Consider the following 24,082-nt stretch of genomic DNA (forward strand, 5'->3'; position numbering starts at 1 on the left):
GCGTAGATGCTGGCTCTTTTCGTATGTGTGATTCCAAAAACTTATTCAGATTCGTAAACCACATCCCCACGAAGAACCGTCATCAGGACTTTGGTTTTGGCGATCTGTCTTGCTGTCAGCGTCGTGATATCTTTATCGAGAATGGCAAAGTCTGCTGATTTACCCACTTCGATTGAGCCAGTGATGTCATCAATACCGAGGCTTTTGGCTGGATAAAGCGTGTAGGCGTCGATGGCTGTATAGATATCGGTGAGCCCTGTTTTACCCATGATCAAACTGTTTGAAATCCCGACGAGGGGATTAATGTCGTGCACATTCCAATCGCTGCTTAGAGTAATGTTGGCTTCGGTTCTGAGAATGGCATTGAGGTTCATCATGGCTTTCGCTCTTCTTGTTCCTAAGAATGCAATCGCCCACTCATGGTTATGTTGTGCAACGTAATCTGAGCCCACTTGAAAATCGGCTGAGACGCCTAGTTGGCGAAAACGTGGAATGTCTTGTTGGTCGATCAGCTCAACATGAGTCAGGGTGTATGGTTTGTCTGAGCCAAGTTTGCGCACATGCTCTACGGCATCGAGGGACTCGCGTACCGCACCATCACCAATGGCATGGATATGAGCACTAAAACCGATCTCATTTAGTGCCACAAGCCAATCTTTCATTTGCTCTGGTGGAATGTAGTTAATGCCATAAGGTGAGTCGGTTAGATAGGTGTCCAGATAAGGGGCGAGTGTTTTCGCTGTACCATTAATTACGATGCCATCGCTGTACATTTTGACTTGATTAACCAAAAGCAATCGAGACTTATCGCTGGAATACATCTTCTCAAATACCTCTAGCTGAGAAGGCATCGCCATTTCAGGATAAACCCAAGGTCGAAGGGAAACTCGTGCCGTTAAATCCGTGTTCTCTTCAGCTTCTTGCCAAACGTCATACCAACCGCGTTTCCAATACATGCGCCCATCACCAATCGTGGTAATACCGTGCGCTGCGGCTTCTTCCAATCCTGCCATCAAACCTTCATAACTCTGTTCAAACAGTTCGTTTTGGCTGTTCCAAGCGATCTCCATGACTTGGTCTCCGGCATTGTCGAGCAAGATGCCATTCAGCTTTCCTGTCTGTTCATCTTTGAGGTAGTAACCACCTTGAGGGTTGGGCGACTGTTCGCTGATACGAGCGATTTTCAATGCTTTAGAGTTGACCCACATAGAGTGCGAAGTTTGCTCCATGATCACGACCGGGCGATCGGGGAAGATAGAATCGATTATCTCGAGTGGAGTGTAATCAGATGGGTGGTTCATGATCGCATCGAGCGAGAAACCGTAGCCCATGAGCCAGCCTTTGGAGTCATGATCGGCGCACACTTCAAGGTAAGGTATCTGCTCTTCTAGCGTAGCTTCTGAGTCGAGTTCACACACGCCACCCATTTCAGATGCAGCTTCAAATACATGATTGTGGTTATCGATGAAGCCCGGCATAACAAAAGCTTGTTCCAGGTTGATTTCAGGAGCGTTAGAGCCTGCAAAAGACAGAGCCTTGTCTCGATTACCTATAAAGGTGATTACGCCACCTTCAGTAACTAAGGTGTCTGATTCGTAATGTCCATAAATGATGGCATTGGAGAACACTTGTAGATCACTGGCTTTGCTCGGGATGGAAACCAACAGAGCAGACAGCAGTAGACCGAAACGAGGAATAACCGATGAAGATAGGCTCATAATGATTCGCTTATTTAATCCATTTTTCTAATTATAGAAACACCCTGAATGGGATGAGCGAGATTCTACGTTTTATAAAATAAAATGTGTGACTTCAATGAAGTAATTGTTAGTTAACTCACTGATTAAATAGGTGAACGCTGAACCTTTTTCTATTATTAACGTATTAGTTGCTTGTCGTTAATGCACTTAAAAAGGATTAAGAATGAAAAGATTTTTGTTGCTGATGTCGGTGGTGTTTTTGGGAGGCTGTCTGGGTATGCCTCAGTCGGTGAAACCGGTTAATGAATTCCAATTAGACAGTTATCTAGGTACATGGTATGAGGTTGCCCGTTTAGACCATTCGTTTGAAAGAGGACTGAGTAATATCAGCGCTCAATACTCCTTGCGTGACGATGGTGGCGTGAAAGTGATTAATCGCGGCTACTCAATAGAGAAGGGCGAGTGGAAGGAAGCGGAAGGCAAAGCGTATTTTGTGGAAGGGAGTGACCAAGGTTATCTGAAAGTATCGTTTTTTGGTCCGTTTTACGGCTCTTATGTGGTATTTGAGTTAGATAAACAGGGTTACCAATATGCGTTTGTTTCTGGTCCTGATACGGATTACTTATGGTTGCTGTCTAGAACGCCACAAGTTGCCCCCGAGGTACTAGAGAAGTTTAAGCAGATGTCGAAAGAGCGCGGTTTTAATATCGATGAGCTGATTTACGTCACGCACGACGCGATTAACTAACACGTAACTTGATAGAAAAAGGAGAGCGCAAAGTCTACGCTCTCCTTTTTAGTTTACGATTTTTGCAGCTGTAACTGTCGAATACTCAATATTGATAGGAAGCTGAAGAACGCGGGGTCACTCCATCCAAAGCCTACAAAGATGCCTGTGAAAGCAGCGTACAAGGTGATGATTGCACCGAGCATATTGGTCACAACCAACGCTTGGACTAACTTTTTAGCACTGACACTCGGTTCAATATCGCGCAGCAACCAGGTTATTGCTGCGATGCCACCAAGAAAGATACTGGTGTGTTGAGACAGAAAATAAGCGTACTTATCATTGATCTCCACACCGTACATTGGCCACATAACCGTTGGCAGGAAAAACAGCGCTATGGCAAACCCTGCGTAAATAATGCTGTGTAGGCTTAGAAACGTTTTATTGTTCATGTCGTATCTCTTCTTCTGTCTTTCAATATCTACAATTTATTGCAATAACGAGTCGCTCAATTAGCTGTTAACTGGACCTTTGTTAATGGTAGTTAACGGCTGGTTGACATCAAAAATCACGCCACGTACTTCCGAGACGCCCATTTCTTTTAAACGAGCACTGTGCATGGCTAGATAAGCTTCGGCACTCAATTGGTCTTCGAACAAGTAGACCCCGCCACCAAGCTTTTCTGCTTCGTTCTCTGTCCAGATCTTCCAGATCATGCCCGGTTCGTTGTTGATGGATTTCGCTAGGTCAACGAGCGCGTTTGACATCTCTTCACCAAATGGGCCATTAAATTCAAAATCGACTTGTAGTAGTTTCATGGTTATCTCTCCAAATAGTTATTTGGGCGTGTTGACCTTTCGTGGTTAAGTTTTGTTCGAGATAAAAGCGTTTTAATCGCGGCGAGGGGGAAGTAGCCTAGTCATTCTAAGCAAATCCCCCTCAACAAAGAGTAAAACGCTTTTAGCCGAACCCTTTGGGCAGCGTTTGCTGGTCATTTCTACTGCGTTATCGGCTTTTCATGTAGGCTAGCTACACATCAAAACCTCTGCCTTGTCGAAATACCCAGCAACTCGCTGCAAAAATCAGCTCGAAAGATCAACACGCCCTAAACATTGCGTTGAGGCGAGCTGCCATTTCGCAAAATCTTGAAGGCTTGATTGCCCGTTGAGATAGATATTACCTATAAAAATTCGACAAAAAAGTTCATAATATTGTCATTTACTGTCAGGATTTTAGACCAATGAGATTGAGGACGACCTTAGACCAATGGCAAACACTGTTCGAGATTGATCGTGCTGGGAGCATTCAAGCTGCGGCGTTGCAACTGAACAAGAGCCATACCACCTTGATCTATGCATTGAGGAAACTGGAAGACCAGCTCGGCGTCTCTTTAGTTAGGGTCGAAGGTCGCAAAGCGGTGTTGTCAGAAGATGGCAAGGCGCTACTTCGCAGGGCGAGCAGTATGTTAGAGCAAGCCCGAGAGCTCGAATTGATTAGCGAGCAGTTAGCAAAGGGAGTCGAGTCTGAAATCGTGGTGGCGGTGGATCATCTATGTTGTCTTGAACGTCTTTATGGGCCGATGGCTGCCTTTGTGGCGGAGAACAACACCACTTCGATTCAGGTGACAGAGACATCGTTATCTAAAACGACAGAAATGGTCACCCAAGAGCGAGCAGATGTTGCCATCATCAATCTGCCTGTGACTAACTACCCAGCAGAGGCTTTTGGTTTCACGGTGATGGAACCTGTTGTGGCCAGCTCACATCCTTTAGCCAACAAAGAGTCGCTATCACTCAATCAACTATCGTCACTGCCACAAATTGTGGTGAGAGATTTAGGCTCAGTAGAGAAAGTGGCAGATAAAAAGGACGTGGGTTGGCTTAAATCAAGTCAGCGCGTTACGGTCGATAATTTCGACCATGCCTTTGGCGCGGTTGAGCAAGGAGTAGGGTACTGCAGGTTGCCTAAACACATTGTTGATAGCCGAGGAAGTGACAAGCTGACCGTGCTTAATGTAGAAAATGGCCGTGGTTATCATGTCCCACTGCATCTCACGCTGCCAAAAGGCGTAAAGACAGGCCCTGCAGCAAAACGCTTCTATGAACTACTGTTAGAGTCTGTCTCTCGCTAGCTCTGAACTTTAATCTCAACTTAGCGGCTCTGATTTCCGTTCAAGAATAGTGCAACACATTCGCGAGTGTAGTTTAGCCTTTCTTCCTTAGATTCGCCGCTGTCATGTCCGAAGAATGACCAGTACGCGGACTTGCCATGAAACATTAGTAGTAACTGACGAGCCGCAATGATGGCCGAGCTAGAGGTCGACAACGTTAAATCACCAGAGTCGATTTTCGCCTGTAGATAATCAGCCAGTAGCTTTGTGGTCTTTTGAGGCCCTGTTTCCAGATAGATAGAGGCGATCTCTGGGTGGGTGTTAGATTGACTGACGGCATTCTGAAAAGTTTGTCGTGATTGCTCATCTAACAGCAAATCTTGAAACTTCACACCAAACTTTACCAATTCATCTTCCAACGTGGCATTCATATCAAAAGCATCGGGGCTGAGTTCTCGCTCGGCGCATTTGGTCTGCATGCATGTTTCAAAAAGTACGTCTTTGTTTTTGAAATGAGAGTAAACAGTCTGCTTCGATACATTAGCGGCTTTGGCTATCTGATCCATATTGATCTTGTAGCCGTACTCAGAGAAAAGCTCACTTGCTGCAGTTAAAATTTGCGATCTCTTCTGTTCACTTTTAATGATTTTAGTCACGTCTGTCTTCTCGTTGGTTCGATATTAGTCAGTCTTTGGCGTGCAAAATGCAGCGTCATTTGTCACAGGGTAAGCATTATGCTTTTTGTGACACTTTTATCAATCAATAACGATGAAACCTATTTTTAACATAATCAAACTAGACAGTCTAGTTTGGTTTGGTTAGTCTAAAAATAGGACAACTACATACTGCACAGGAACAGTATTATGTATAAATTGATGAAGAGCAGCGCAGTCGCTGTCGCGCTTTCTACTCTTCTTGTAGGGTGCGGTGAAACAACGCAAGCACAGCCAGCCGCTGAGCCAACCATTCTTACGGTTGAAACACTCGTTTTGGCACAGTCAGATGCTTACGCGGTGCAACGTGAATATGTCGGTGTGGTAAGAGCGGGTCAGCAAGCCAATCTCGGCTTCGAGTTGGCGGGCAAGGTTGAAGAGATCATGGTTGATGTTGGTGACAGAGTCACAAAAGGCCAACCTCTGATTCGTTTAGATACCCAGTTGCTAGAAACAGAACTTAGCCAACTTAAGGCACAAGCTGAAGAAGTCAAAGCTCAGTTGAACTTAGTGGCAGCGAATCTAAAGCGTCAGCGTTCATTGAAAGCAAAGGGCTTTAGTGCGGAGGCCGAAATTGACTCGCTAACCAGTGAGCAGCGCGTTCTTCAAGCTAACCTATTGCGTATTGATGCTTCATTGAAAGCCAACGATCTGCGACTGATTAAGTCGACAATTCTCGCCCCGTACTCTGGAACCATTGCGACCCGTTTTGTTTCTCTGGGTGATGTGGTCAATGTAGGTAATCCGACACTGACGTTACTCGCTTCCGAGGGCAAAGAGGCTTTTATTGGTATCCCTGCTCACCAAATGCAGAAAGTGACGTCATTGTCACAACCTCATATTCGTGTCGGTGGTGAGTCTTATGATGTGAGTCTCCTTAACCCGGGTGCGATGGTAGATACTCAATCTCGAAGCGTTGGGCTGCGTTATCTTTTTCCTGAACAAGCCTCGGTGCTAGAAGGTCAATTGGCTTATCTTCAATTTGAAGAGAGTATTGATGACCAAGGTTTTTGGATCCCATTGACTGGTTTGATTGATGGTCTGCGCGGGGTGTGGAATGTGTTTGTGATTGGCGAGGATAACCAAGTAGAGCGACGCAGCGTACAAGTGTTGTTTGCCAATAACCAACAAGCTTACGTAACGGGTGCCATTAGTGAGGGTGAACAGGTTATCGCAAGTGGTCTTCATCGTTTGGTTCCGGGACAAACCGTGAGTCCTCTTCAATTGGCGTCTAAGTAGGTTGCCCATGAAGATCATCGAGACGATTTCCAATACGCGATTGCTTATTTTAATGACGGCGTTGTTGATGGTGAGCGGTATCTCCGCTTTCATGACTCTGCCGCGTGCAGAAGACCCTGTCATCATCAACCGCTACGCTAACATCACCACTAGTTTCCCAGGAGCGAGCGCAGAGAGAGTCGAAACCTTAGTGACTGAGGTCATCGAAAATAAACTGCGTGAGTTAAGTGAAGTGAAGCTAGTCAGCTCAACCTCTCGCCCTAGTGTGTCGATTGTGACACTTGAGCTGGACGATACTATCACAGAGCCTGAACCAGTTTGGTCACAAGCGCGAGACAAGCTGTCCGACGTTGAACCGCTTCTTCCTGCTGGTGCACAATCTCCGGATTTGGATAGTGACCACACCTACGCGTTTACCACTATTACCGCGTTAACCTGGACAGGAGCAGGAGAGCCGGATCGCTTAACTCTAGGGCGTTATGCCAAAGAGCTTGCCAAACGTTTGAGAACTTTGTCGGGTACTGAGTTCGTTGATGAATACGGAATGCCACAAGAAGAGATTCAGATTAACTTGCGCACTGCCGATGCTGCTGCGCTCGGTCGTTCGAGTGCCAATATTGCTGAGTCTCTGGAAGGGGCTGATGCCAAGAACTCGGCTGGTGAGTTAGTGAGTTCATACTCTCGCTTTGGTTTAGAGATTGAGTCCGAGCTAGATTCCATTGAACGTATCAAACAAGTGCCTATTGCAACCGACGCCAATGGCCACATCGTTCGTCTTGAAGATATCGCATCGGTATCACGAGGTGAAAAAACACCACAAGATCAGATCGCGATTATCGATGGTGAGCCGGGTGTGATTGTTGCTGCGCGTATGCACCCAGACTTACGTGTCGATAATTGGACATCACGCGCCAATGCGGTAATTGAGAAGTTCGAGCAAGAGCTACCAAGCAACGTTCACGTTAATGTGCTCTTTAATCAGCAAGGTTATACAGAGACACGTCTAAACGATCTCGGCGAAAGCTTGTTGATCGGTTTTGTTCTTATCTTGATTGTTCTGTTTGTCACCCTTGGTGTTCGTGCTGCAATCTTGGTTGCGATTTCGCTGCCTTTAACGTCTTTGCTCACGCTTTCCATCATGAAGATGACCGGCGTACCTATCAACCAGATGTCGGTGACGGGCTTGATTGTGGCACTAGGGATTATGGTAGATAACGCGGTAGTGATGGTGGATACCATTCAAGCGTATCGACTTAAAGGTCAACATCGAGCTGAAGCAACTATGAATGCATTGAAGCATTTATGGGTGCCGCTATTGGGTTCAACACTAACCACGGTATTGGCATTCGCGCCGATCATTCTGATGCCGGGTGCCTCTGGTGAGTTTGTGGGTGGCATTGCGATTACCGTGTCCTTCTCACTGATTGGCTCTTATGTGATTTCTCATACTCTGATCGCCGGTCTCGCAACCCGATTGCTGCCAAAGCAGTTAAGTGATGTCGATAAGCGAGGAGAACACTATTGGTACATGACGGGGCTTCGTATTCCTGCGTTAACTCGCTGGTTCTCGTCATCGGTGCGCTTTGGTGTTACCCATCCCATCATCACTATTGCATTAGTTCTTTTGGTGCCGTTCACTGGCTACTGGAGCATGTCGCAACTGACCGAGCAGTTTTTCCCACCTTCGGATCGAGACATGTTCGAGATTCAGGTCTACATGCCGCCACAAGCGAGTGTTTATGCGACCAAGCAAACCTCTGAGCGAATTGATGAAATCATCCATCGCTACTCTGCGGTAGAGCGTATTGATTGGCTGGTGGGGGCGAACTTCCCATCGTTCTATTACAACCTTCAAGCAAGGCAAAACAACGCGCCTTACTTCTCTCAAGCAATGGTGAAAACCGGAGATTTTGTCCAAGCCAATGCACTGATTCCTGAGTTGCAAAAGGTGTTAGATAAAGAGGTGCCTGAAGCTCAAATTCTGGTGCGTAAACTGAATCAAGGCCCTCCGTTTACGGCGCCTGTGGAACTGCGTGTATACGGTGAGAACCTCGATACACTGAAAGCGATTGGTGAAGATGTACGTCTGATCTTAGCGGGTATTCCGCATGTGACACACACTCGTGAAACACTGCAGCCGGGCACGCCAAAAGTGTGGCTCAAAGTGGATGAAGATACTGCCAAGCTAAATGGTATTTCATTGAATCAGTTTGCTGGGCTTCTGCAAACAACACTTACTGGCCGTGAAAGTGGCTCGGTGATTGAGGGCAGCGAATCGGTACCAATCCGTGTTCGCGTGGCTGATGATGCACGTGAAGATTTGACTCACCTAAGTAATATTCGTTTGCCGATCAACTCGGAAATCTATTCGACGGGGATTAACGTCTCGACTTTGGCTGAGCTGGAATTAACAACCAGTCGCGGCGCAATTACTCGCCGTAATGGCCAGCGTGTGAATACCATTGAAGGCTACATTGAGGCGGGTGTTTTGCCACAAACTGTGCTTAATGAGTTCCAAGAACGTTTAGAGAGCTACGAGATTCCATCAGGCTACACCATTGATTTTGGTGGTGAATCTGCCGAGCGTGATCACTCAGTGAATAGCTTGATCTCTAATGTAGCAGTCGTTGTGGTATTGATGGTGTTGGTGGTTGTGATGTCGTTCAACTCGTTCAGGTTAAGTACCATTATCTTCATGGTTGCCGCCTTGGCTGGTGGACTCGGTTTATTGTCGGTTTGGATATTCGGTTATCCGTTTGGTTTCACGGTGATCATTGCAATGCTCGGTATCGCAGGCCTTGCCATTAATGCTGCAATCGTGATTCTGACGGAGCTTAAGTTAGATGAAGACGCATCGTCGGGCAGTGTGGATGCAGTGGTGAACGCAGTCATGTCGTGTACTCGTCATATCAGCTCAACCACAATCACCACAGTCGGTGGCTTTATACCGCTTATCATCGCTGGCGGTGGTTTCTGGCCTCCGTTCGCGGTTGCGATTGTTGGCGGTACGGTACTGACTACATTGATTTCATTCTACTTCGTGCCAGTGGTGTTCCACCTAATGACACGCAAAAAGGGGCTACACACCTCAGCTGCATTAGCGTAATAGTTTCCCAAATAGTTTAGAAAACCAAGTAAAGAAAAGGTGAGGCTAAGAGAGCCTCACCTTTTTATTTAACTCGTAACTACAGTAGGCCTACTTAATAATTCAACCAATCGAGTGCTTACCAAGCGCCTAGGTACGACTTGTACGATTGTAGGCGAACTGTTGCTGCGCCGATAACATCGATGAAGCCCCAAAATGGATGCGGCTTTTCTGCAGAAATCCAAGCAGCACCTGTCGAACCGATTGGAATGTTGTAGCCTTCTGGTTCGATGATCTCTAGAACCACAGTACGACCTAAACCGTTGCCGTTACGAACCACGTGCTGACCAACGCTTTGTGGGCCTTGGAATGGCGAAATACCTGCTTCACCTGTACCTGCATTAAAGCTGTGTACCTTAGCGCGGAAGACGTGGCCTGGGTAAGCATCAACGTAGAACTCTGCAAAATCACCTTCTTGAACGTAACCATAGGTTTGGTCAGAGACGCGCATCTCTAAGAACTTCTTGCTTGTGTTGTAGAGGTGCATGTTACCCATCACTGAACCTTCAGCGATATTAACGATAGAGACCTGACCATCAAACTCTGCGGTGATGGTCTTCTTCTCTTGCGCCCAGTTTACTTTCTGTAGGTCAGCTTTCAGAGATGCTAGCTGTGAATTCATCACACGCAGATCCGAGTTGTATTTCTCAACATCACGCGCGTTGAAGATCTCTGGAGAGGTATCAGCACGAGAGATATCGCGGGTCATCTGCTTAATCTGTTCTTCTTTCTGAACAATTGCGGCTTCTATTTTTGCTTTATCCGCCGCCGAGTTGATGTCAACTAGGGTGTAAAGCACATCGCCTTTTTTCACTAATTGGTTGTGATCGACCATGATCTCGTCGATCTGTTGGCCAAACACAGGTGACATCACTGCGTGAGGCGCTTTTACTGTGGTTGAGTTAGTAAGATCAACCGGCGCCCAAAGGCGCGAAATAACCGCCAATACCGCCAGAATAAGCACACCGCCGATCGCTGCCCACGTGTAGTTCTTAATGGTTTTCTTGAGTGCGCCAGTGGCAAATAGGGACCATACAATTAGAATGTATGGGATCATCATCTCTTTCATTATGCTGCCTCTTTTTCTGTGCGAGTGGTAGGCTCACTATGAAGTGGGCTAGGTGGTGTTGGTGAGGTCGGGGTTATACCGCGACGAATGACATCACTGATTGACTGACCGATATGCTTCCAGTTCGCCAATGCGATGACTAACGCAATCACCCAGAAAGTTTTGCTGATGAACAGGCCGCAAAGCGATAAGGCGAAGACAATCTGCACGTGTGCACTTTTATGTTCTTTCGCTTTATGGACACCTAATTCATGGACCTGCCAAAGGCCATAGATGACAGCCAAAGTCACCGCAATGGTCACTGCAAAAAGGTAGCCAGAGAAGTACTCTGACTGAAAGAAGTTCATCATCATCTCGTTGGGATGGTTGTTAAACTGAGAGAGGTCGATGTTTTTTGAATGGATTGTGCCTAGTGGTGCAAGCGCCCAAGCTCCCGCAAGCATCAGCGCCATAAATAAGCAGAACTTCACTAAGACCATCACAATGGCCCAGATCTTTTGGAAAATAGTTTTTAGAATATTCATATCTCAACCTACTTTTATAAGGAGAGAGAAAGTGACTCGATAACTTCTGTCGACATCCATAAAGGTTAATTGAAGGTGTAAATCGCTGGAAAGACACGATTCCTTCAAAATAGAATTAGTTAGGATGTTGAAAGTCCAAGCAACAGATTCTCAGCATAGAGGACTACAAATTTCCCCTTTAACTCATGAATATTCAATAAAACCAATAAGAGTAATAATATATTTTACAAACGCATTGATGTAATAAAGCCATATTAAATAGTACCTGACATAGTGTCTTGTGCAAAAATTAATAATCGGCAATTAATTAAGATTCTGTAAGTGTTATCGAATAATTCATTCGTTGCCGCGATAATAAGAACAGAAATTACTCGAATCTACCTAGTATTACGATTTTACAATATCGTAATTGCGATAAGTTAATATCGGTAGTTTGAGGGGGATCGGTAAAATTGCGTCGCTTCAAACTTGTTGTTGAAAGTTCGACAGCTTGCTTGGCTTAGATCAAAGAAAGCTCGGATAAGTACAGGTGATAAGATTTATAGAAAAGAGACAAATTTTGATGACTTGTCTCTTTGAAGTGTTTATTTAAACGGGTTCAGAGTAACGGGAGCCACAAAGAACTTTAAGTTCCAATCTGGTGAGTATGGAATGTATTCTGATGGGTTGCTTGTGCCAACATTCGCATCTGGTTTCATGACGTAGTATTGAAGTTCCACACCCCAACGCACTGGCATCGGACCGACTTTGAACATATCAATGTAACCGAGGCCGACTGGCACTGTGAATCGGTCTGAGCCACTTTTCTCCCAATCGATTTGAATATTGGGTGTCATGCCAATGAGTGCAGTGTTGCTCACTCGGTAATTTAAGAAGTATTGGATATCGGCTTGGTTCGTTGACTTTGTAATACCGTCACTACCACCCACATCCCACCATTGCTGCGCAAGAACACCCACGTTCCAGCTATCTATGTTCATTGGTTGTCCGGTTTCTTTACCTAACCTCGCAACTAGAGCGGCTGGGCCGACTTGCCATTTGTCTTGTGTTAAACCATCTGTTCCGGTTGGTGCTATAACGGTTGGGCCGACGCCCCATATGAACCCATCGTCTCGGTTAGGGGCTGCAAGAGATAGGAATACGGTATCGCCCATTCCGTTAGTACGACCTTCAAAGAAATCACCATCTTCACGATCGCCAGGAGCACTGTAGTGGTTAGCGACTATGCGGTTCACCAAGTTCCACTCTCCATCCATGATAGGGACAGGCATAACCGGTTGGAAGCTTAAACGGTTTTGCATTTCATGGTGGCCGTCTTCTTTTTCCAAGAAGGTGTAGTCATTTTGTGTAATGAGCATCCAAACGTCAGATACAGGGTTCGCTGATTTTTTAGCGGCTTCTTGTACAGAAAGTTGCTCACCTTCAGCATTCGCATAATTAGACAATGCAAGGCTGCTCAGTAGCAATGCGGGAACTATTTTTTTCATTATTATTGGCTCTTAATATTATTTAACTGAAAGTAGGCTCAAGTCTAATATTAAAAAATAATATGTATATAAGCCTATCATTAACACAGTGTCATAATATTTGAGACAATATGAATTTATTGATTTATGTATTTCTAATTAAGTTTACATCTTCATATTTAAAGTTATTTTCAATATAACTTTTTTTTATATCTCTAGGAATATAGGGCTGCGGTTTTAATTTAAATCGATGAAATACATGAATTATCTTTCTGGGTTGAGTTAAAAAGTAGCCTTTAGGCAATATCTAATTCGCCATATCATCCTATCGAAATTGCGATATTATATAGATATCGAGTACCTTGAGAGCGTGAGCTATGAGCAACGACATCCCCAATTTTAACCTTTTAGCGGTTTTTTCAGCTGTGATGGAACAGGGTAGCCTCAGTAAAGCTGCAACTCAACTGGGTACTAATCAGTCCACGATCAGTACTTCATTGAGTCGTTTAAAGAAAGATGTTGGGCAAGAGTTGTTTGTTCGTAAAGGCCGTGGTGTGGTACCGACGTCGTATGCTCAGATGTTGTACCAGCAGGTCAAAGCACCAATTGAACAGCTTAACGGTGTGTTTAGTTCAATGGCGGACTTCGATCCTCACAGCTCTCACCGTAAGTTTTCACTTTCGAGCCCTGAACATTTGCAGTGGATGTTGCTCAACCACTTTGGTTCATTGCCTAATCCGAACCTTCAACTTGCCGTTCATGACCAAGATGATGATGACGAAAGCATTTACGAAGATCTTCTGACTAACAAGTATGATGTAATGATCGACATCGTGGTTCCTGAGCATCCAAGTATCGAAAGCGTAAAGTTACTTGAAAGCGACTTTGTCGTGGTTTGTAGAGAGGGGCATCCGAGGATTCAAGGCAAGATTACGCAAGAACAGTTCCTACAAGAGAAACATGCGGTACTAGAGCGAAGGCGTCGTAAGGCTAGAAGCCTTGAGCACTATACATCGCTCGACTTGTCGCAAAGGGAGATTGTGTTTCGTGGAAGGTCGCTATTCAGCAGTATGTTGTTGGTGAGTCAGTCGGATTACGTTACAGCGCTGCCAACATCGCTGGCATTGCAATTTCAAACGCAACTAAAGTTACAGCTCTTTAAGCCACCTTTCGAGTATCAACCTATTTCTCATTATCTGATCTGGCTTAAGCGTCAAACATCAGACCCAGCTCACCGCTGGTTTAGAGAGCAAGTCTTAGGGTCGCCTCACAAGCTTTCAGACATAACCAACGACAAACCTTTGGTCTTTTAGTCGTCTCTCCCAACTCCTTTTTAGTTGTCCTCGGCTGGTTAGCTAATCGCCAGCCCTGTCTGTCTTTCACCTTGTTCAGTGATTTGATGTTGATAACAAAAAATTATTAGATTGATAGCTAATGATAATTTCACGTCTCTAGGTTCATTTCGTAATATTCATCTCAAGAAATGGCGAGTGCCAATGATTTTTTCTGCGAGTACGCAGAGCCCAATAAGGTGAAATTATGAAATTCCTACATACTATGATTCGCGTTGCTGACCTAGATAAGTCGATTGAGTTCTACACAAAAGTGTTGGGCATGAAAGAGCTAGAGCGTCACGAAAATCAGGAATATCGCTACACACTTGTGTTTGTTGGTTATGAGCAAGGCGGTACAACCATCGAGCTGACTTACAACTGGGATACCAACGAGTACGAGATGGGCAATGCCTTTGGTCACTTAGCATTAGGCGTTGAAGATATCTACTCGGCATGCGCTGACATTAAAGCTCTGGGTGGCAATGTTTCGCGTGAGCCTGGTCCAGTTCTTGGTGGCACAACGCATATCGCGTTTGTTAAAGATCCTGATGGCTACGCTATCGAACTTATCCAACTAGAAAAATAATAAGGGCAGAAAAATGAAAGACGCACTATTTCAACCAATTCAATTAGGTTCATTGACTCTAGCAAACCGTATTGTGATGCCTCCGATGACTCGCTCTCGTGCAACACAGCCGGGTAACATTGCGAACGAGATGATGGCTGAATACTACGCACAGCGTGCTTCTGCTGGTCTTATTATTGCTGAAGGTACTCAAATCTCTCCAATGGGCCAAGGCTACGCTTGGACTCCGGGCATTTATACTCAAGAACAAATCGCTGGCTGGAAAAAGGTGACTGATGCAGTACACCAGAAAGGCGGTAAGATTTTCGCACAGCTATGGCACGTAGGCCGTGTAACGCACCCAGATAACATCGGCGGTGAACAACCAATTTCATCATCTGCACTGAAAGCGGAAAACGTGAAAGTGTTTATTGATAATGGTACCGACGAGCCGGGTTTTGTTGACGTGGTTGAGCCGCGCGAAATGACCAAAGATGACATCAAAATGGTGGTCGAGCAGTACCGCCAAGCAGCTCTGAATGCGATTGAAGCTGGTTTTGATGGTATTGAACTTCATGCAGCGAACGGTTACTTAGTGAACCAGTTTATTGATTCTGAAGCGAATAACCGTACAGATGAATACGGTGGCTCTATTGAAAACCGTCTGCGTTTCCTAGGTGAAGTGGTTGAAGCTATGGTTGATGCCATCGGCGCTGACCGTGTTGGTGTTCGCCTTGCACCATTCACGTCATTAAATGGTACGGTTGATGCGACACCTGTAGAGACTTACACAGCTGCTGCTGCGCTACTTAACCTATACAAGATAGTTTACCTGCACATTGCTGAAGTTGATTGGGACGATGCACCAGAAACGCCAAAAACATTCAAAACAGCGGTACGTGAAGCGTATCAAGGTGTATTGATTTGGGCTGGTCGTTACGACAGTGAGCGTGGTGAAGAGGCCGTGGCTGAAGGCACTGCGGATATGATTGGTTTTGGCCGTCCATTTGTTGCGAACCCAGATTTACCAGCGCGTATTCAAAATGGTTACCCATTGGCTGCGCACGATCCTAACACTCTGTTTGGTGGTGCGGAAAAAGGTCTGACGGATTATCCAGAATATACTGCCTAATCAATAAAGACGGTTTATACTGCTTTAGTTTGTAAATTAGCAACCTTGCTTACGTGGGGTTGCTTTTTTTGTTCTGGCTCAGTTGATCATTAATCTGAGCAAGCTCTAGGATTAGGATTCATGAAACTAAAAGCACTCGGTGGTGAAGTTTATCTATTAGGCGCAACGCTATTGGCAGCAGTCGGATGGATTGCGTCAAAGCTAGTGGTACTGGAGATGCCAGGGCCGCTATTCATCGGTGTGCGTTTTTTCACTGCTAGCCTGATTCTTCTGCCATTCTGTTTTCGTTTGATTCGTCAATTGAGTTGGTCTCAACTGTTGGGGATAGCGGGTGTCGGTTTGATTCTATCCGGCTCACTGCAGGTGTGGGTATATGCAGTCTCGATTACTGACAGCCTGTCTGAAGGGGCATTCATTACCAGCCTGGCAATGATCATTGCGCCGTTTGTTTCTTGGCTTATTTTCCGTGTGAAGCCAAATCGTGCGTTCTGGTTGTCGTTTCCTATCTCAATTATCGGTATGTTACTGCTCACGCTCACTAACGGTTGGGCGTTTGAAGAGAGCCAAATCTATTTTCTACTCGCTTCAATCATGCTGTCGCTGCATTTTGTCATGAATAAACGTGTGACGAACAATGTTAAGCCTATAGCTTCTATCTGTATTCAGCTGTTTATGGTGGGTATCAGCGGGATGGCATTTGCTGCAATGACAGGACAGCCTGAATTCGAAATTACCGGTTCGTTGGTTTTCTGGTTTACGGTGTCTGCGGTGGTTGCGACAGCGATTCGTTACTTGTTACAAACGGTAGGGCAACACTCTGTGAATATGGAGGTTGCCGCGCTTATTATGATCCTTGAACCTGTATGGACATTGATCTTAAGCGTGACCATGCTTGGTGAGACGGTTGAGCTACAAAAGCTTGCCGGCGGAGCGGTGATTATTGGCGCACTGTTTTGCTATATTCGCCTGTCGAGAAAGGGCTAATCCACCACCGCTTGGCAAAATCCAAGCGGGGTATCATGGCTACCAGTTAGATATCAGCAACCATCTTTTTCAGTAGCTGAAGCATCTGTTGTTGCTCGGCCTCATCCAAAGCACCCAATAGTTCTTTGTTCAAGCGCATTGGAATTGGGATTAGGGTTTCTTCAAGCGCTTTTCCCTTTTTAGTTAGATAGATTCTAAATGAGCGACGGCTTTCAGGATCGGCTCTACGTTCAACAAGCTCTAGCTTCTCGAGTTTGTCTAGAGTTCGAGTCGTTGTTGAATTCTCCACCTTTGACTTGATAGCAATGTCTTTTTGCGTGACACCTTCTTCTTCCCACAAGCACATCAAAGTCGGCCATAAAGCGATGGTGAGCCCATGCTTTTTCAGTTCATGATCGAACTCTTTCGAGGCTTTGTTGGCGATCACATTGATCATCCAACCAAAACTGTTTTGTCTATCAAATGTCTCAGACATTATCGAATACCTATCTAGAATAGTGATACTACAACTATTGTCATCGTAACTAATACCGCTGCAATTAGCACGACAAAAGCTTTTCTATTCGAGGCAAAGTACAAAACATCGCCAGCGTTTCCGTGTATATCCGTTGAATCCATTGTTTTTCGCCCACTGATCATCGCCCAAACTAAAGGCTTTGAGCGAATTTTGTAGATGATGATAGCGAGCAGGTGGAGGGCTACAAACGCGACCAAAGCACGTGCCGCAATGATGTGAAGTGTGACCATTGCGTTGAAGACTTCATCGGTTAGCCACTGTCCAATTACGTTATCCAATAGGCCAGCAATGACAATCCCACTTAAACATTGAATCGTTAGAACTGCGATCATCGCGACAACCATCCATGCACCAAGTGGGTTATGGCCTTGCTTGGTTGATTCTTTGCCAGATAGATATCGAATGATCTTGGCCGGTGACGAGATAAATTGAGCAAAGCGGCTGGTGTCGCTACCCACTATGCCCCAAATGATTCTCCAAATCAGAAGCGAGAATAGGGCAAGCCCCAGATAAACATGCGGTCCTTGGCCATTAAAGCCTGATGCGGCGAGTCCAACGAAGAGTGCAGCTTGAAGCCAGTGGTATAGGCGAGTCGGTAAGTCCCAAATCTTCATAATGTGATTCCTGATGTAAGTAGGTTTGAATTTAATTTACACAGCAATAGTTGCAATTGCAACTATTGCTGTGTAAATTGATCTTCATTGAGTCTATCAACCGCCCTAAAATTCGCCCAGAATAGAGAATCGATTATGAAAAAATTTAACGTGAAACCATTATCTTTAGCTGCCCTTGTTACTTTTATCGCTCTGTCACCACTTTCAGTTTCTAACGCTGCCGCTGAGCAAACGGTGGATGCGGTACAAGCTCGTCAAGACGCTTTTCAATCGATTGAAAAGTTGAGTAAGTCGGCAAATTTCGGGCTTAGAAAGAACAATGTGGATTGGTCTTCGCTGCAACAGACCAGTCAGCAGTTAACGGTGCACGGTGAAACCTTGTTGGTGAGTTTTGATAAGGGCAGTGAAGGCGGAAAAGCAAAAGCAGATGTTTGGAAAAAGCCAGAAAAGTTTGAGCGTCTGATGTTAGAGATGAACGAAGGTTACCAAGAGCTACTGCAAGCAAGCTTAGAGCAGAATAGCTCAGCGGCAAAAAGTGGTTTAGATAAGGCCAACGGAACATGCAAGGCCTGCCACCGTAGCTATCGTTCTCGTTGGTAAAGTGCAAACGCCGAGCAGTACTAATCTACGCAATAGTTGGAGTACTGACGGGTTAAACAGTGAGTGATGTATTGATTCGCGGTGCACAGCAGATGTCCGTGCTGTGCACCGACTAGTGATATGTCGTAGTTGCTGAAGAGCCTCTACTGGAAAGCGTCAGTCTTATTGCTTGACCGTTACTTTTGAGATGACAATATCTTCACATGGTACATCTTCATGTCCCCAGCGTGTCGTTGTTGGCGCGACACCAATTTTCTCAACAACATCCATACCTGCAATGACTCTACCAAACACTGCGTAGCCCCAACCTGCATTGGTCGTCGCTGTGTGATCAAGAAAATCATTGTCATCTAGGTTGATAAAGAACTGAGCCGTTGCTGAGTGTGGGGCATCAGTACGCGCCATCGCAATTGAACCTACGACATTTTTTAGACCGCGGTTTGCTTCGTTGACGATAGGTGCGCGCGTTAGTTTTTCAGTCATATCAATGGTGTGGCCGCCACCTTGGATCATAAAACCTTCGATCACTCGGTGAAAAGTTGTCCCCTCATAAAAGCCGTCTTCACAGTACTTCAGAAAGTTCTTAGAAGTCACTGGCGCTTTATCAAAGTTCAGTTCGATCTCGATATCACCAAAGTTTGTCGTCAAAATGATCATAGAATTACTCGTTGTATTGCTAGATAAATAATGAGTGGAAGTATACGTGAACGCTGCTGAACAGCCAGTAATGATACTGGCTTTCGCACAACTGTTTTCGGGATTAGCGTTGGTACTGTTTTAGGAACATCTGCACGCTAGAGTCAATAATGTGGTTTCGTTGTGCCGTATCTGGAGAAGGTGCGTGACCGATGATCTGCGGCCAGAACGCGAATGACTTAAGCAGGGCAATAAATTGAGTCGAGGCGAAATGAGGGTCAAGTTCAATTAAGCGTTCGTCTGCTAGCGCTGCTTTAATCCAAATGGTCAAGCCACTCTCAGCTTGAGAGTATTTCTCCATTGCTTGATAAGCGAGTTCTTTGTTGTGGAAGTACTCAGAAAACAACACACGAGAAAGATTAATAAAGCCCTCAGATTCAAGTAAATCGAGTTCTTGATTGGCAATTGCAGTCAGTTGCTCAGCCAGTGACAGCTCCTGCTGATATGGGAAGTGAGTTGCGACTAATGTTTTGGTCCAGATGTTATCGAGAATCTCATCTAACAACAGCTCTTTGCTGGCAAAGTGGTTGTAGACAGTGCGCTTCGATACTTCTGCTCTCGCTGAAATCTTATCCATGCTGGTGGACTTGTATCCATTTTCGGTGAACTCGGCAATAGCAGCTTCAACGATGGCTTCACGTTTCTTCTGGCTCAGTGTTTTTTTAACGGTCATTAGAAATACAACTTAATCTCAAATTAGCACGGTATTCTATTATTTTACACTAAGTAGTTTACTTTTAGTATCAAGGATTGTGCTGTAGCGCTTTGCTTGACTGGCTGGGTAGCATAGAATCGAAGCAGGTTTCTTATTTTTAGTTGTTAGAGAGAAGAGAATTAGACATCAATGAGTAGTATTTTAGAGTGTATTCGTACTGTTGGACGAGGAGAAAGAGGTCGCAAGCCTCTGACGTTTGAACAGGCCTATCGCATCATGGATGAGTATTTGAGTGGTCAAGTTGGAGACGACCAGATGGCGATGCTACTGATGCTAATTCGCGTACAAAACGAGACGAATGAAGAGATTGCTGGCTTTGTTAAAGCATTCCAATCTCGAGTTCCAGATTTGGGCGCAGACATTGATTGGCCTTGTTATGCCGGTAAACGCAACGATTCAATCAGCGGTAAGCCATGGAACTTGCTGGCTGCGAGAATTTTAGCGGATAGTGGCTATAAGATATTAATGCACGGTTATATGGACAAACCGAGTGGCCGAACGCATGTAGAAACGCACCTTCAAGATGTGAATGTGCAGCGTGCCGACAATCCTGAGCACGCGAAAGAGATTCTAGAGAAAGAGGGTATTGCCTATCTTCCTTTGGCAAACTTTGCCCCTGAGGCTCAAACCATGATTGGTTGGAAACACCGTTACGGTTTACGTACGCCAATTAATACTGTGGTTCGAGCCCTTAACCCTGGTGGTGGTCGATTAGGTGTCCGTGGTAGCTTTCACCCAGGCTTCCCACAATTACACGCGGAAGTTGAGCATGTAATTGGCAACAAATCGCACTCGGTGATCTCCTTTAAGGGGCAGAATGGTGAATCGGAATATAACCCGAAGGTAAGCCAAACCGTTTGGTTGAGTTCTCCTGAGAAGGTCGAGTCTTTTTATTGGAAGGGCAGCATGCATGAAGGACTATCGCTACCTGAAAGTTGTGTGTTCGGCACCCCAGAAGAGGAAATGGAGATGATGGCTAACAGCGTGGTCGATACGATGACGGCGGTATTGTTTGCTGAGACTCACGATAAACCAGAAGCGTATAAACGTGCTTCTGAATTGTGGGAAGCGTATTGTCGTCGTTAGCTTTGAATGTCGATAGCTATTGAAAGTCGACAGATTAAAATCATTAAGGTCAGCGGTGCTGGCCTTTTTTATGTGCGATTACTTTACTCGCATCAAGCGATGTGAAGTGTCACCCAGCTGCAATTCAATGATTTGAGAGATTCCCATCTTATCGACGCGTTCGAGCATGTTCTCGCTATATCCGCGGTTTTTCATCCATTCTAAAGGTTCTTTGAAGCTATCTTCGTTGATGACGAAAGACTGATCTGTGATCGCTTCTTCTACGATATGGATAACCCAGATGCGAGATTGAAAGTCTAAGACTTCGTTGAAGAATGATTTAATCGAAGTAAGGAGTTTGGAAGCCATAATGCGCCGAGGTTGAATGGTCGAAATAGTCAGATGTGTCTGTATCTCCGTCTAAGATACGAAAACTTGCCCTTTGTTTCAATTTCTACTCTTATTTCAACTTTGACTCTGGCATAGCCGAGAAGCTATATCACTTGAGTGAGTTTGCGGCTTCGCTTTTCGATACAACTGACTGCTGATCAAGATTCTACGAAACGGCTAAAGTCAATTTCATGCTCTTTTTGATATTTAACGAGTCTGATTTTTAGTTCGCGTTTGGCTGCGATTTCGATGGCAGCGTAAGACATTTTGGTGATCTCTTCACTGCAGTTAGACATCAATGGGCGCTCTTTTTCATTGAAGTGGCCAACGAGGGTTTTATCGATACCGTCTTTGTCGGCATAGACAAAAGCATAGAGAGCTTGGTGATATTGCATACGTCTTTTATCGGCTAAAAACTGGTGTGCAAGCAAGATTACAGGATCTCGAATTACAAAAAAGTATCGAAAAGTAATGGCTTGTAAGGATATGGCTGACGTTTATTACAACTCGCTTTATGTGCCTCAGCCCTTATGCCACCTCACATTTCTTATAAATTAGTTTTTGCCTATCAATAAAATTGTTGAAATCCATTTAGTAAAATCAAGATTTTAGACAACAATTAACATATAGGTACGACATAAGACGTGGCTAAGAGTTTTTAGGGAGAAAGCGATGAATTCGATTAAAGTGAAAGATTACATGACGCTACAGGTTGTGACGTTCACTCCTGATATGCCGTTAAGTCTCGCGCTAGACAAAGTAATGCGCAGTCACCATATGGGTGGTCCCGTGATTGATGAAAGTGAGAAGGTGATAGGCTTCCTTTCAGAACAGGATTTGTTAGAAAAGTTGGTTAAGGTGAGCTACTTCTGTCAAGACACACACACTGTCGGAGATTGCATGCACCCTGAAGTGCTTTCGGTATCTCCAGAACTTTCGATTATCGAACTGGCAGACTTGATGAAAGTTGGTAAGCCAAAAGCATACCCTGTTATCGATAATGAAAGACTCGTTGGCATGATAACGCGTACTGATGTTTTGAGGGCAATTGGTAAAAACTTAGATGATTGCTTCCAACATCCTGTATAATTCTTTGTTCGAAATGATTATTTTTCCGATTAATTTAAATTTATAAAAGGCGCACTAGCGCCTTTTGTTATTTGTAGAAATCTTATTGCATTCACGCTTTTAACCACGGAGACGATTCATGTCAAATCAAACGGCCAAGTTTGTCGAAGGTTCAACAATGCGCCACATTTTAGTGATGTCTGGAGCAGGCTCTGTTGGTTTGATGGCTCTGTTTGTGGTCGACCTTCTCGATATGCTGTTTATCAGTATGTTGGGGCAGGTAGAATTGGCTGCGGCTGTTGGTTTCGCTGGGACGCTAACGTTTTTCTCAACCTCTGTTTCAATCGGTACCTCGATTGCAATGGGCGCTTTAGTTTCCAAAGCCATTGGCGCCAAAGATAGAGATCACGCGAAACAGCTTAGTGTCAGTATCATGATGACGGCGTTTGCGATCAGTTCACTCGTAACAGCGGCAATGTATATTCATATTCCCGAACTGTTGGATGCTATTGGTGCACAAGGACTCGCAGCAGAAAGAGCACAAGCCTATTTGCAGATTCTACTTCCTAGCGGTCCATTTTTAGCTTTGGCGATGGCGGCGGGTGCTGGACTGAGAGCGGCTGGTGATGCGAAGCGCTCTATGTGGGCGACACTGTCGGGGGGGATCGTGAATGCGATTCTCGATCCGCTGTTTATATTTGGATTTGGTTGGAATATTGAAGGGGCAGCATTGGCCTCAGTCATTGCTCGCTTTACCGTGTTGTATTTCTCTCTTTATCCTCTCATTCGTAGCCACGACTTAGTAGCGAAGCCATCAATCGCTCATTGGCGTTTCAACCTTCGTCCTATTCTTGCCATTGCTTTGCCAGCCATAATCACCAACACCGCAACGCCAATTGGTAACGCAATTGTGACAACGGGTATCGCGCAATATGGCGAAGACTTTGTTGCAGGGTTTGCAGTAATTGGTCGTTTAACACCAGTCTGTTTTGCCGTAATTTTTGCGCTGTCTGGTGCTGTTGGTCCTATCATTGGTCAGAACTTCGGTGCCGAGCGTATGGATAGAGTGAAGGAAACGCTCAACAATTCCCTGCTTGTTACAACCGCGTATACCATTGCCGTTTGCATCTTGCTTTACTTCCTACAAGACTTCGTTATTTCGATGTTCAGCCTACAAGGCGATGCCTCGATCATTGTTGCGGCATTCTGTAGCTACGTTGCGATCACCTTTACCTTTAATGGTGCTCTGTTTGTTGCGAATACATCGTTCAACAATTTGGGCAAACCTCTCTATTCAACGGCGTTAAACCTAGGTAAAGCGACGCTCGGAACTCTGCCTTTCGTTTACCTTGGCTCTCAATGGTATGGTGCTCTTGGTGTTCTGTATGGCCAAGCGCTAGGGAATGTGGTGTTTGGTGTACTGGGTGTTCTCGTGTTGCGTTCCCATATTGCAGAGCTAATGAAAGGCGCTGAAGTTGAAGTGGAACAGGAGGATGTATCAATGGTGAGTTTGAATACCCAACCTTTCTGTTCTCATGACGCGGTATTAATTGATGACGTCTCTGCTAACCGAGAAGAGCTGAGCGACGCAAAATCTTAAACAATTTCTTGTTATTTCTCCTTGACCCTGGAGGTGACTCCAAGGTTTATACTTCGGGTGTACTGGAGGGGTATTTCGCCTATCTCAACTAGGAACCCCTTCAGCAGTC

Annotated in this window: 25 protein-coding genes; 12 read left to right on the plus strand and 13 right to left on the minus strand. The window is 45.1% G+C overall.

What is annotated here, in order from left to right; translation table 11 throughout:
- Window positions 1–41 precede the first annotated feature (41 nt).
- Window positions 42–1,718 carry an amidohydrolase gene (locus KI743_RS00205; protein WP_285464085.1) on the minus strand — a complete coding sequence of 559 codons (1,677 nt, stop codon included), beginning with the start codon at window positions 1,716–1,718 and terminating at the stop codon, window positions 42–44.
- Window positions 1,719–1,923: 205 nt separating this feature from the next.
- On the opposite strand from KI743_RS00205, the gene KI743_RS00210 reads away from it, so the two are divergent.
- Window positions 1,924–2,448 carry a lipocalin family protein gene (locus KI743_RS00210; RefSeq protein ID WP_285464087.1) on the plus strand — a complete coding sequence of 175 codons (525 nt, stop codon included), beginning with the start codon at window positions 1,924–1,926 and terminating at the stop codon, window positions 2,446–2,448.
- 53 nt (window positions 2,449–2,501) lie between these two features.
- Here KI743_RS00210 and KI743_RS00215 read toward each other — a convergent pair whose 3' ends face one another.
- A complete protein-coding gene (locus KI743_RS00215; RefSeq protein WP_285464089.1) occupies window positions 2,502–2,879 on the minus strand; it encodes a hypothetical protein in 378 nt (125 codons plus the stop codon).
- 60 nt (window positions 2,880–2,939) lie between these two features.
- Window positions 2,940–3,245, minus strand: coding sequence for a monooxygenase (locus KI743_RS00220; RefSeq protein ID WP_285464091.1), 306 nt, complete (start codon window positions 3,243–3,245; stop codon window positions 2,940–2,942).
- Between the two features lie 422 nt (window positions 3,246–3,667).
- On the opposite strand from KI743_RS00220, the gene KI743_RS00225 reads away from it, so the two are divergent.
- A complete protein-coding gene (locus tag KI743_RS00225) occupies window positions 3,668–4,558 on the plus strand; it encodes a LysR family transcriptional regulator (RefSeq protein WP_285464093.1) in 891 nt (296 codons plus the stop codon).
- 20 nt (window positions 4,559–4,578) lie between these two features.
- On the opposite strand, the gene KI743_RS00230 is transcribed toward KI743_RS00225, so the two are convergent.
- Complete coding sequence (locus KI743_RS00230) at window positions 4,579–5,193, minus strand: TetR/AcrR family transcriptional regulator (RefSeq protein WP_285464095.1); 615 nt, start codon at window positions 5,191–5,193, stop codon at window positions 4,579–4,581.
- A 207-nt stretch (window positions 5,194–5,400) separates the two neighbouring features.
- Here KI743_RS00230 and KI743_RS00235 point away from each other — a divergent pair, with 207 nt between their 5' ends.
- Window positions 5,401–6,489, plus strand: a complete 1,089-nt coding sequence (locus KI743_RS00235; RefSeq protein ID WP_152468412.1) for an efflux RND transporter periplasmic adaptor subunit — start codon at window positions 5,401–5,403, stop codon at window positions 6,487–6,489.
- Between the two features lie 7 nt (window positions 6,490–6,496).
- A complete protein-coding gene (locus KI743_RS00240; protein ID WP_285464098.1) occupies window positions 6,497–9,595 on the plus strand; it encodes an efflux RND transporter permease subunit in 3,099 nt (1,032 codons plus the stop codon).
- Window positions 9,596–9,713: 118 nt separating this feature from the next.
- On the opposite strand, the gene KI743_RS00245 is transcribed toward KI743_RS00240, so the two are convergent.
- The 3 genes from KI743_RS00245 to KI743_RS00255 all read right to left on the minus strand — a co-directional run bounded on the left by KI743_RS00245 (window position 9,714) and on the right by KI743_RS00255 (window position 12,714).
- Window positions 9,714–10,703 (minus strand): HlyD family secretion protein, encoded by a 990-nt coding sequence (locus tag KI743_RS00245; RefSeq protein WP_285464099.1) that lies wholly within the window; start codon window positions 10,701–10,703, stop codon window positions 9,714–9,716.
- Complete coding sequence (locus KI743_RS00250; protein ID WP_306416726.1) at window positions 10,703–11,227, minus strand: magnesium transporter; 525 nt, start codon at window positions 11,225–11,227, stop codon at window positions 10,703–10,705. Before KI743_RS00250 ends, KI743_RS00245 begins: the two co-directional genes overlap by 1 nt.
- 584 nt (window positions 11,228–11,811) lie before the next feature.
- Window positions 11,812–12,714, minus strand: a complete 903-nt coding sequence (locus KI743_RS00255; protein WP_285464100.1) for a hypothetical protein — start codon at window positions 12,712–12,714, stop codon at window positions 11,812–11,814.
- Between the two features lie 356 nt (window positions 12,715–13,070).
- On the opposite strand from KI743_RS00255, the gene KI743_RS00260 reads away from it, so the two are divergent.
- The 4 genes from KI743_RS00260 to KI743_RS00275 all read left to right on the plus strand — a co-directional run bounded on the left by KI743_RS00260 (window position 13,071) and on the right by KI743_RS00275 (window position 16,708).
- Complete coding sequence (locus tag KI743_RS00260) at window positions 13,071–14,006, plus strand: LysR family transcriptional regulator (protein ID WP_285464104.1); 936 nt, start codon at window positions 13,071–13,073, stop codon at window positions 14,004–14,006.
- A 226-nt stretch (window positions 14,007–14,232) separates the two neighbouring features.
- Entirely contained in the window at window positions 14,233–14,613 is a 381-nt protein-coding gene (gene gloA, locus KI743_RS00265; RefSeq protein WP_032549520.1) for a lactoylglutathione lyase, read from the plus strand.
- A 13-nt stretch (window positions 14,614–14,626) separates the two neighbouring features.
- Window positions 14,627–15,724 (plus strand): alkene reductase, encoded by a 1,098-nt coding sequence (locus tag KI743_RS00270; protein WP_285464106.1) that lies wholly within the window; start codon window positions 14,627–14,629, stop codon window positions 15,722–15,724.
- A gap of 120 nt (window positions 15,725–15,844) precedes the next feature.
- Window positions 15,845–16,708 carry a DMT family transporter gene (locus KI743_RS00275; protein ID WP_285464107.1) on the plus strand — a complete coding sequence of 288 codons (864 nt, stop codon included), beginning with the start codon at window positions 15,845–15,847 and terminating at the stop codon, window positions 16,706–16,708.
- Between the two features lie 46 nt (window positions 16,709–16,754).
- On the opposite strand, the gene KI743_RS00280 is transcribed toward KI743_RS00275, so the two are convergent.
- Together KI743_RS00280 and KI743_RS00285 are read right to left on the minus strand one after the other, a co-directional pair.
- Window positions 16,755–17,183 (minus strand): MarR family winged helix-turn-helix transcriptional regulator, encoded by a 429-nt coding sequence (locus KI743_RS00280; RefSeq protein ID WP_285464108.1) that lies wholly within the window; start codon window positions 17,181–17,183, stop codon window positions 16,755–16,757.
- A 14-nt stretch (window positions 17,184–17,197) separates the two neighbouring features.
- Window positions 17,198–17,839: a cytochrome b/b6 domain-containing protein gene (locus tag KI743_RS00285; RefSeq protein WP_285464110.1), complete on the minus strand. Its 642-nt coding sequence runs from the start codon at window positions 17,837–17,839 to the stop codon at window positions 17,198–17,200.
- Window positions 17,840–17,974: 135 nt separating this feature from the next.
- Between KI743_RS00285 and KI743_RS00290 the strand changes: the two genes are divergently transcribed.
- Window positions 17,975–18,439, plus strand: coding sequence for a cytochrome c (locus KI743_RS00290; protein ID WP_285464111.1), 465 nt, complete (start codon window positions 17,975–17,977; stop codon window positions 18,437–18,439).
- Window positions 18,440–18,601: 162 nt separating this feature from the next.
- On the opposite strand, the gene KI743_RS00295 is transcribed toward KI743_RS00290, so the two are convergent.
- Both KI743_RS00295 and KI743_RS00300 read right to left on the minus strand, forming a co-directional pair.
- Complete coding sequence (locus KI743_RS00295; protein WP_285464112.1) at window positions 18,602–19,096, minus strand: peptidylprolyl isomerase; 495 nt, start codon at window positions 19,094–19,096, stop codon at window positions 18,602–18,604.
- A gap of 103 nt (window positions 19,097–19,199) precedes the next feature.
- A complete protein-coding gene (locus KI743_RS00300; protein WP_285464113.1) occupies window positions 19,200–19,808 on the minus strand; it encodes a TetR/AcrR family transcriptional regulator in 609 nt (202 codons plus the stop codon).
- A gap of 171 nt (window positions 19,809–19,979) precedes the next feature.
- Between KI743_RS00300 and KI743_RS00305 the strand changes: the two genes are divergently transcribed.
- Window positions 19,980–20,936: a glycosyl transferase family protein gene (locus KI743_RS00305; protein WP_285464114.1), complete on the plus strand. Its 957-nt coding sequence runs from the start codon at window positions 19,980–19,982 to the stop codon at window positions 20,934–20,936.
- A gap of 78 nt (window positions 20,937–21,014) precedes the next feature.
- On the opposite strand, the gene KI743_RS00310 is transcribed toward KI743_RS00305, so the two are convergent.
- Window positions 21,015–21,284, minus strand: a complete 270-nt coding sequence (locus KI743_RS00310) for a hypothetical protein (protein WP_285464116.1) — start codon at window positions 21,282–21,284, stop codon at window positions 21,015–21,017.
- Between the two features lie 179 nt (window positions 21,285–21,463).
- Window positions 21,464–21,700: a hypothetical protein gene (locus KI743_RS00315; RefSeq protein WP_285464117.1), complete on the minus strand. Its 237-nt coding sequence runs from the start codon at window positions 21,698–21,700 to the stop codon at window positions 21,464–21,466.
- Window positions 21,701–21,977: 277 nt separating this feature from the next.
- On the opposite strand from KI743_RS00315, the gene KI743_RS00320 reads away from it, so the two are divergent.
- Window positions 21,978–22,394, plus strand: a complete 417-nt coding sequence (locus KI743_RS00320) for a CBS domain-containing protein (protein WP_032549511.1) — start codon at window positions 21,978–21,980, stop codon at window positions 22,392–22,394.
- Between the two features lie 118 nt (window positions 22,395–22,512).
- Entirely contained in the window at window positions 22,513–23,973 is a 1,461-nt protein-coding gene (locus KI743_RS00325; protein WP_285464120.1) for an MATE family efflux transporter, read from the plus strand.
- Window positions 23,974–24,082: the final 109 nt, after the last annotated feature.

This window comes from Vibrio sp. D420a (assembly GCF_030248625.1).
Lineage (GTDB): Bacteria > Pseudomonadota > Gammaproteobacteria > Enterobacterales > Vibrionaceae > Vibrio > Vibrio fortis_A.

Excerpts from the sequence above, each read along its gene's own strand:
- KI743_RS00205 (WP_285464085.1), bottom strand. The coding sequence starts at position 1,718 with ATGAGCCTATCTTCATCGGTTATTCCTCGTTTCGGTCTACTGCTGTCT.
- KI743_RS00210 (WP_285464087.1), top strand. The coding sequence starts at position 1,924 with ATGAAAAGATTTTTGTTGCTGATGTCGGTGGTGTTTTTGGGAGGCTGT.
- KI743_RS00215 (WP_285464089.1), bottom strand. The coding sequence starts at position 2,879 with ATGAACAATAAAACGTTTCTAAGCCTACACAGCATTATTTACGCAGGG.
- KI743_RS00220 (WP_285464091.1), bottom strand. The coding sequence starts at position 3,245 with ATGAAACTACTACAAGTCGATTTTGAATTTAATGGCCCATTTGGTGAA.
- KI743_RS00225 (WP_285464093.1), top strand. The coding sequence starts at position 3,668 with ATGAGATTGAGGACGACCTTAGACCAATGGCAAACACTGTTCGAGATT.
- KI743_RS00235 (WP_152468412.1), top strand. The coding sequence starts at position 5,401 with ATGTATAAATTGATGAAGAGCAGCGCAGTCGCTGTCGCGCTTTCTACT.
- KI743_RS00240 (WP_285464098.1), top strand. The coding sequence starts at position 6,497 with ATGAAGATCATCGAGACGATTTCCAATACGCGATTGCTTATTTTAATG.
- KI743_RS00245 (WP_285464099.1), bottom strand. The coding sequence starts at position 10,703 with ATGAAAGAGATGATGATCCCATACATTCTAATTGTATGGTCCCTATTT.
- KI743_RS00250 (WP_306416726.1), bottom strand. The coding sequence starts at position 11,227 with ATGAATATTCTAAAAACTATTTTCCAAAAGATCTGGGCCATTGTGATG.
- KI743_RS00255 (WP_285464100.1), bottom strand. The coding sequence starts at position 12,714 with ATGAAAAAAATAGTTCCCGCATTGCTACTGAGCAGCCTTGCATTGTCT.
- KI743_RS00260 (WP_285464104.1), top strand. The coding sequence starts at position 13,071 with ATGAGCAACGACATCCCCAATTTTAACCTTTTAGCGGTTTTTTCAGCT.
- gloA (WP_032549520.1), top strand. The coding sequence starts at position 14,233 with ATGAAATTCCTACATACTATGATTCGCGTTGCTGACCTAGATAAGTCG.
- KI743_RS00270 (WP_285464106.1), top strand. The coding sequence starts at position 14,627 with ATGAAAGACGCACTATTTCAACCAATTCAATTAGGTTCATTGACTCTA.
- KI743_RS00275 (WP_285464107.1), top strand. The coding sequence starts at position 15,845 with ATGAAACTAAAAGCACTCGGTGGTGAAGTTTATCTATTAGGCGCAACG.
- KI743_RS00280 (WP_285464108.1), bottom strand. The coding sequence starts at position 17,183 with ATGTCTGAGACATTTGATAGACAAAACAGTTTTGGTTGGATGATCAAT.
- KI743_RS00285 (WP_285464110.1), bottom strand. The coding sequence starts at position 17,839 with ATGAAGATTTGGGACTTACCGACTCGCCTATACCACTGGCTTCAAGCT.
- KI743_RS00290 (WP_285464111.1), top strand. The coding sequence starts at position 17,975 with ATGAAAAAATTTAACGTGAAACCATTATCTTTAGCTGCCCTTGTTACT.
- KI743_RS00295 (WP_285464112.1), bottom strand. The coding sequence starts at position 19,096 with ATGATCATTTTGACGACAAACTTTGGTGATATCGAGATCGAACTGAAC.
- KI743_RS00300 (WP_285464113.1), bottom strand. The coding sequence starts at position 19,808 with ATGACCGTTAAAAAAACACTGAGCCAGAAGAAACGTGAAGCCATCGTT.
- KI743_RS00305 (WP_285464114.1), top strand. The coding sequence starts at position 19,980 with ATGAGTAGTATTTTAGAGTGTATTCGTACTGTTGGACGAGGAGAAAGA.
- KI743_RS00310 (WP_285464116.1), bottom strand. The coding sequence starts at position 21,284 with ATGGCTTCCAAACTCCTTACTTCGATTAAATCATTCTTCAACGAAGTC.
- KI743_RS00315 (WP_285464117.1), bottom strand. The coding sequence starts at position 21,700 with ATGCAATATCACCAAGCTCTCTATGCTTTTGTCTATGCCGACAAAGAC.
- KI743_RS00320 (WP_032549511.1), top strand. The coding sequence starts at position 21,978 with ATGAATTCGATTAAAGTGAAAGATTACATGACGCTACAGGTTGTGACG.
- KI743_RS00325 (WP_285464120.1), top strand. The coding sequence starts at position 22,513 with ATGTCAAATCAAACGGCCAAGTTTGTCGAAGGTTCAACAATGCGCCAC.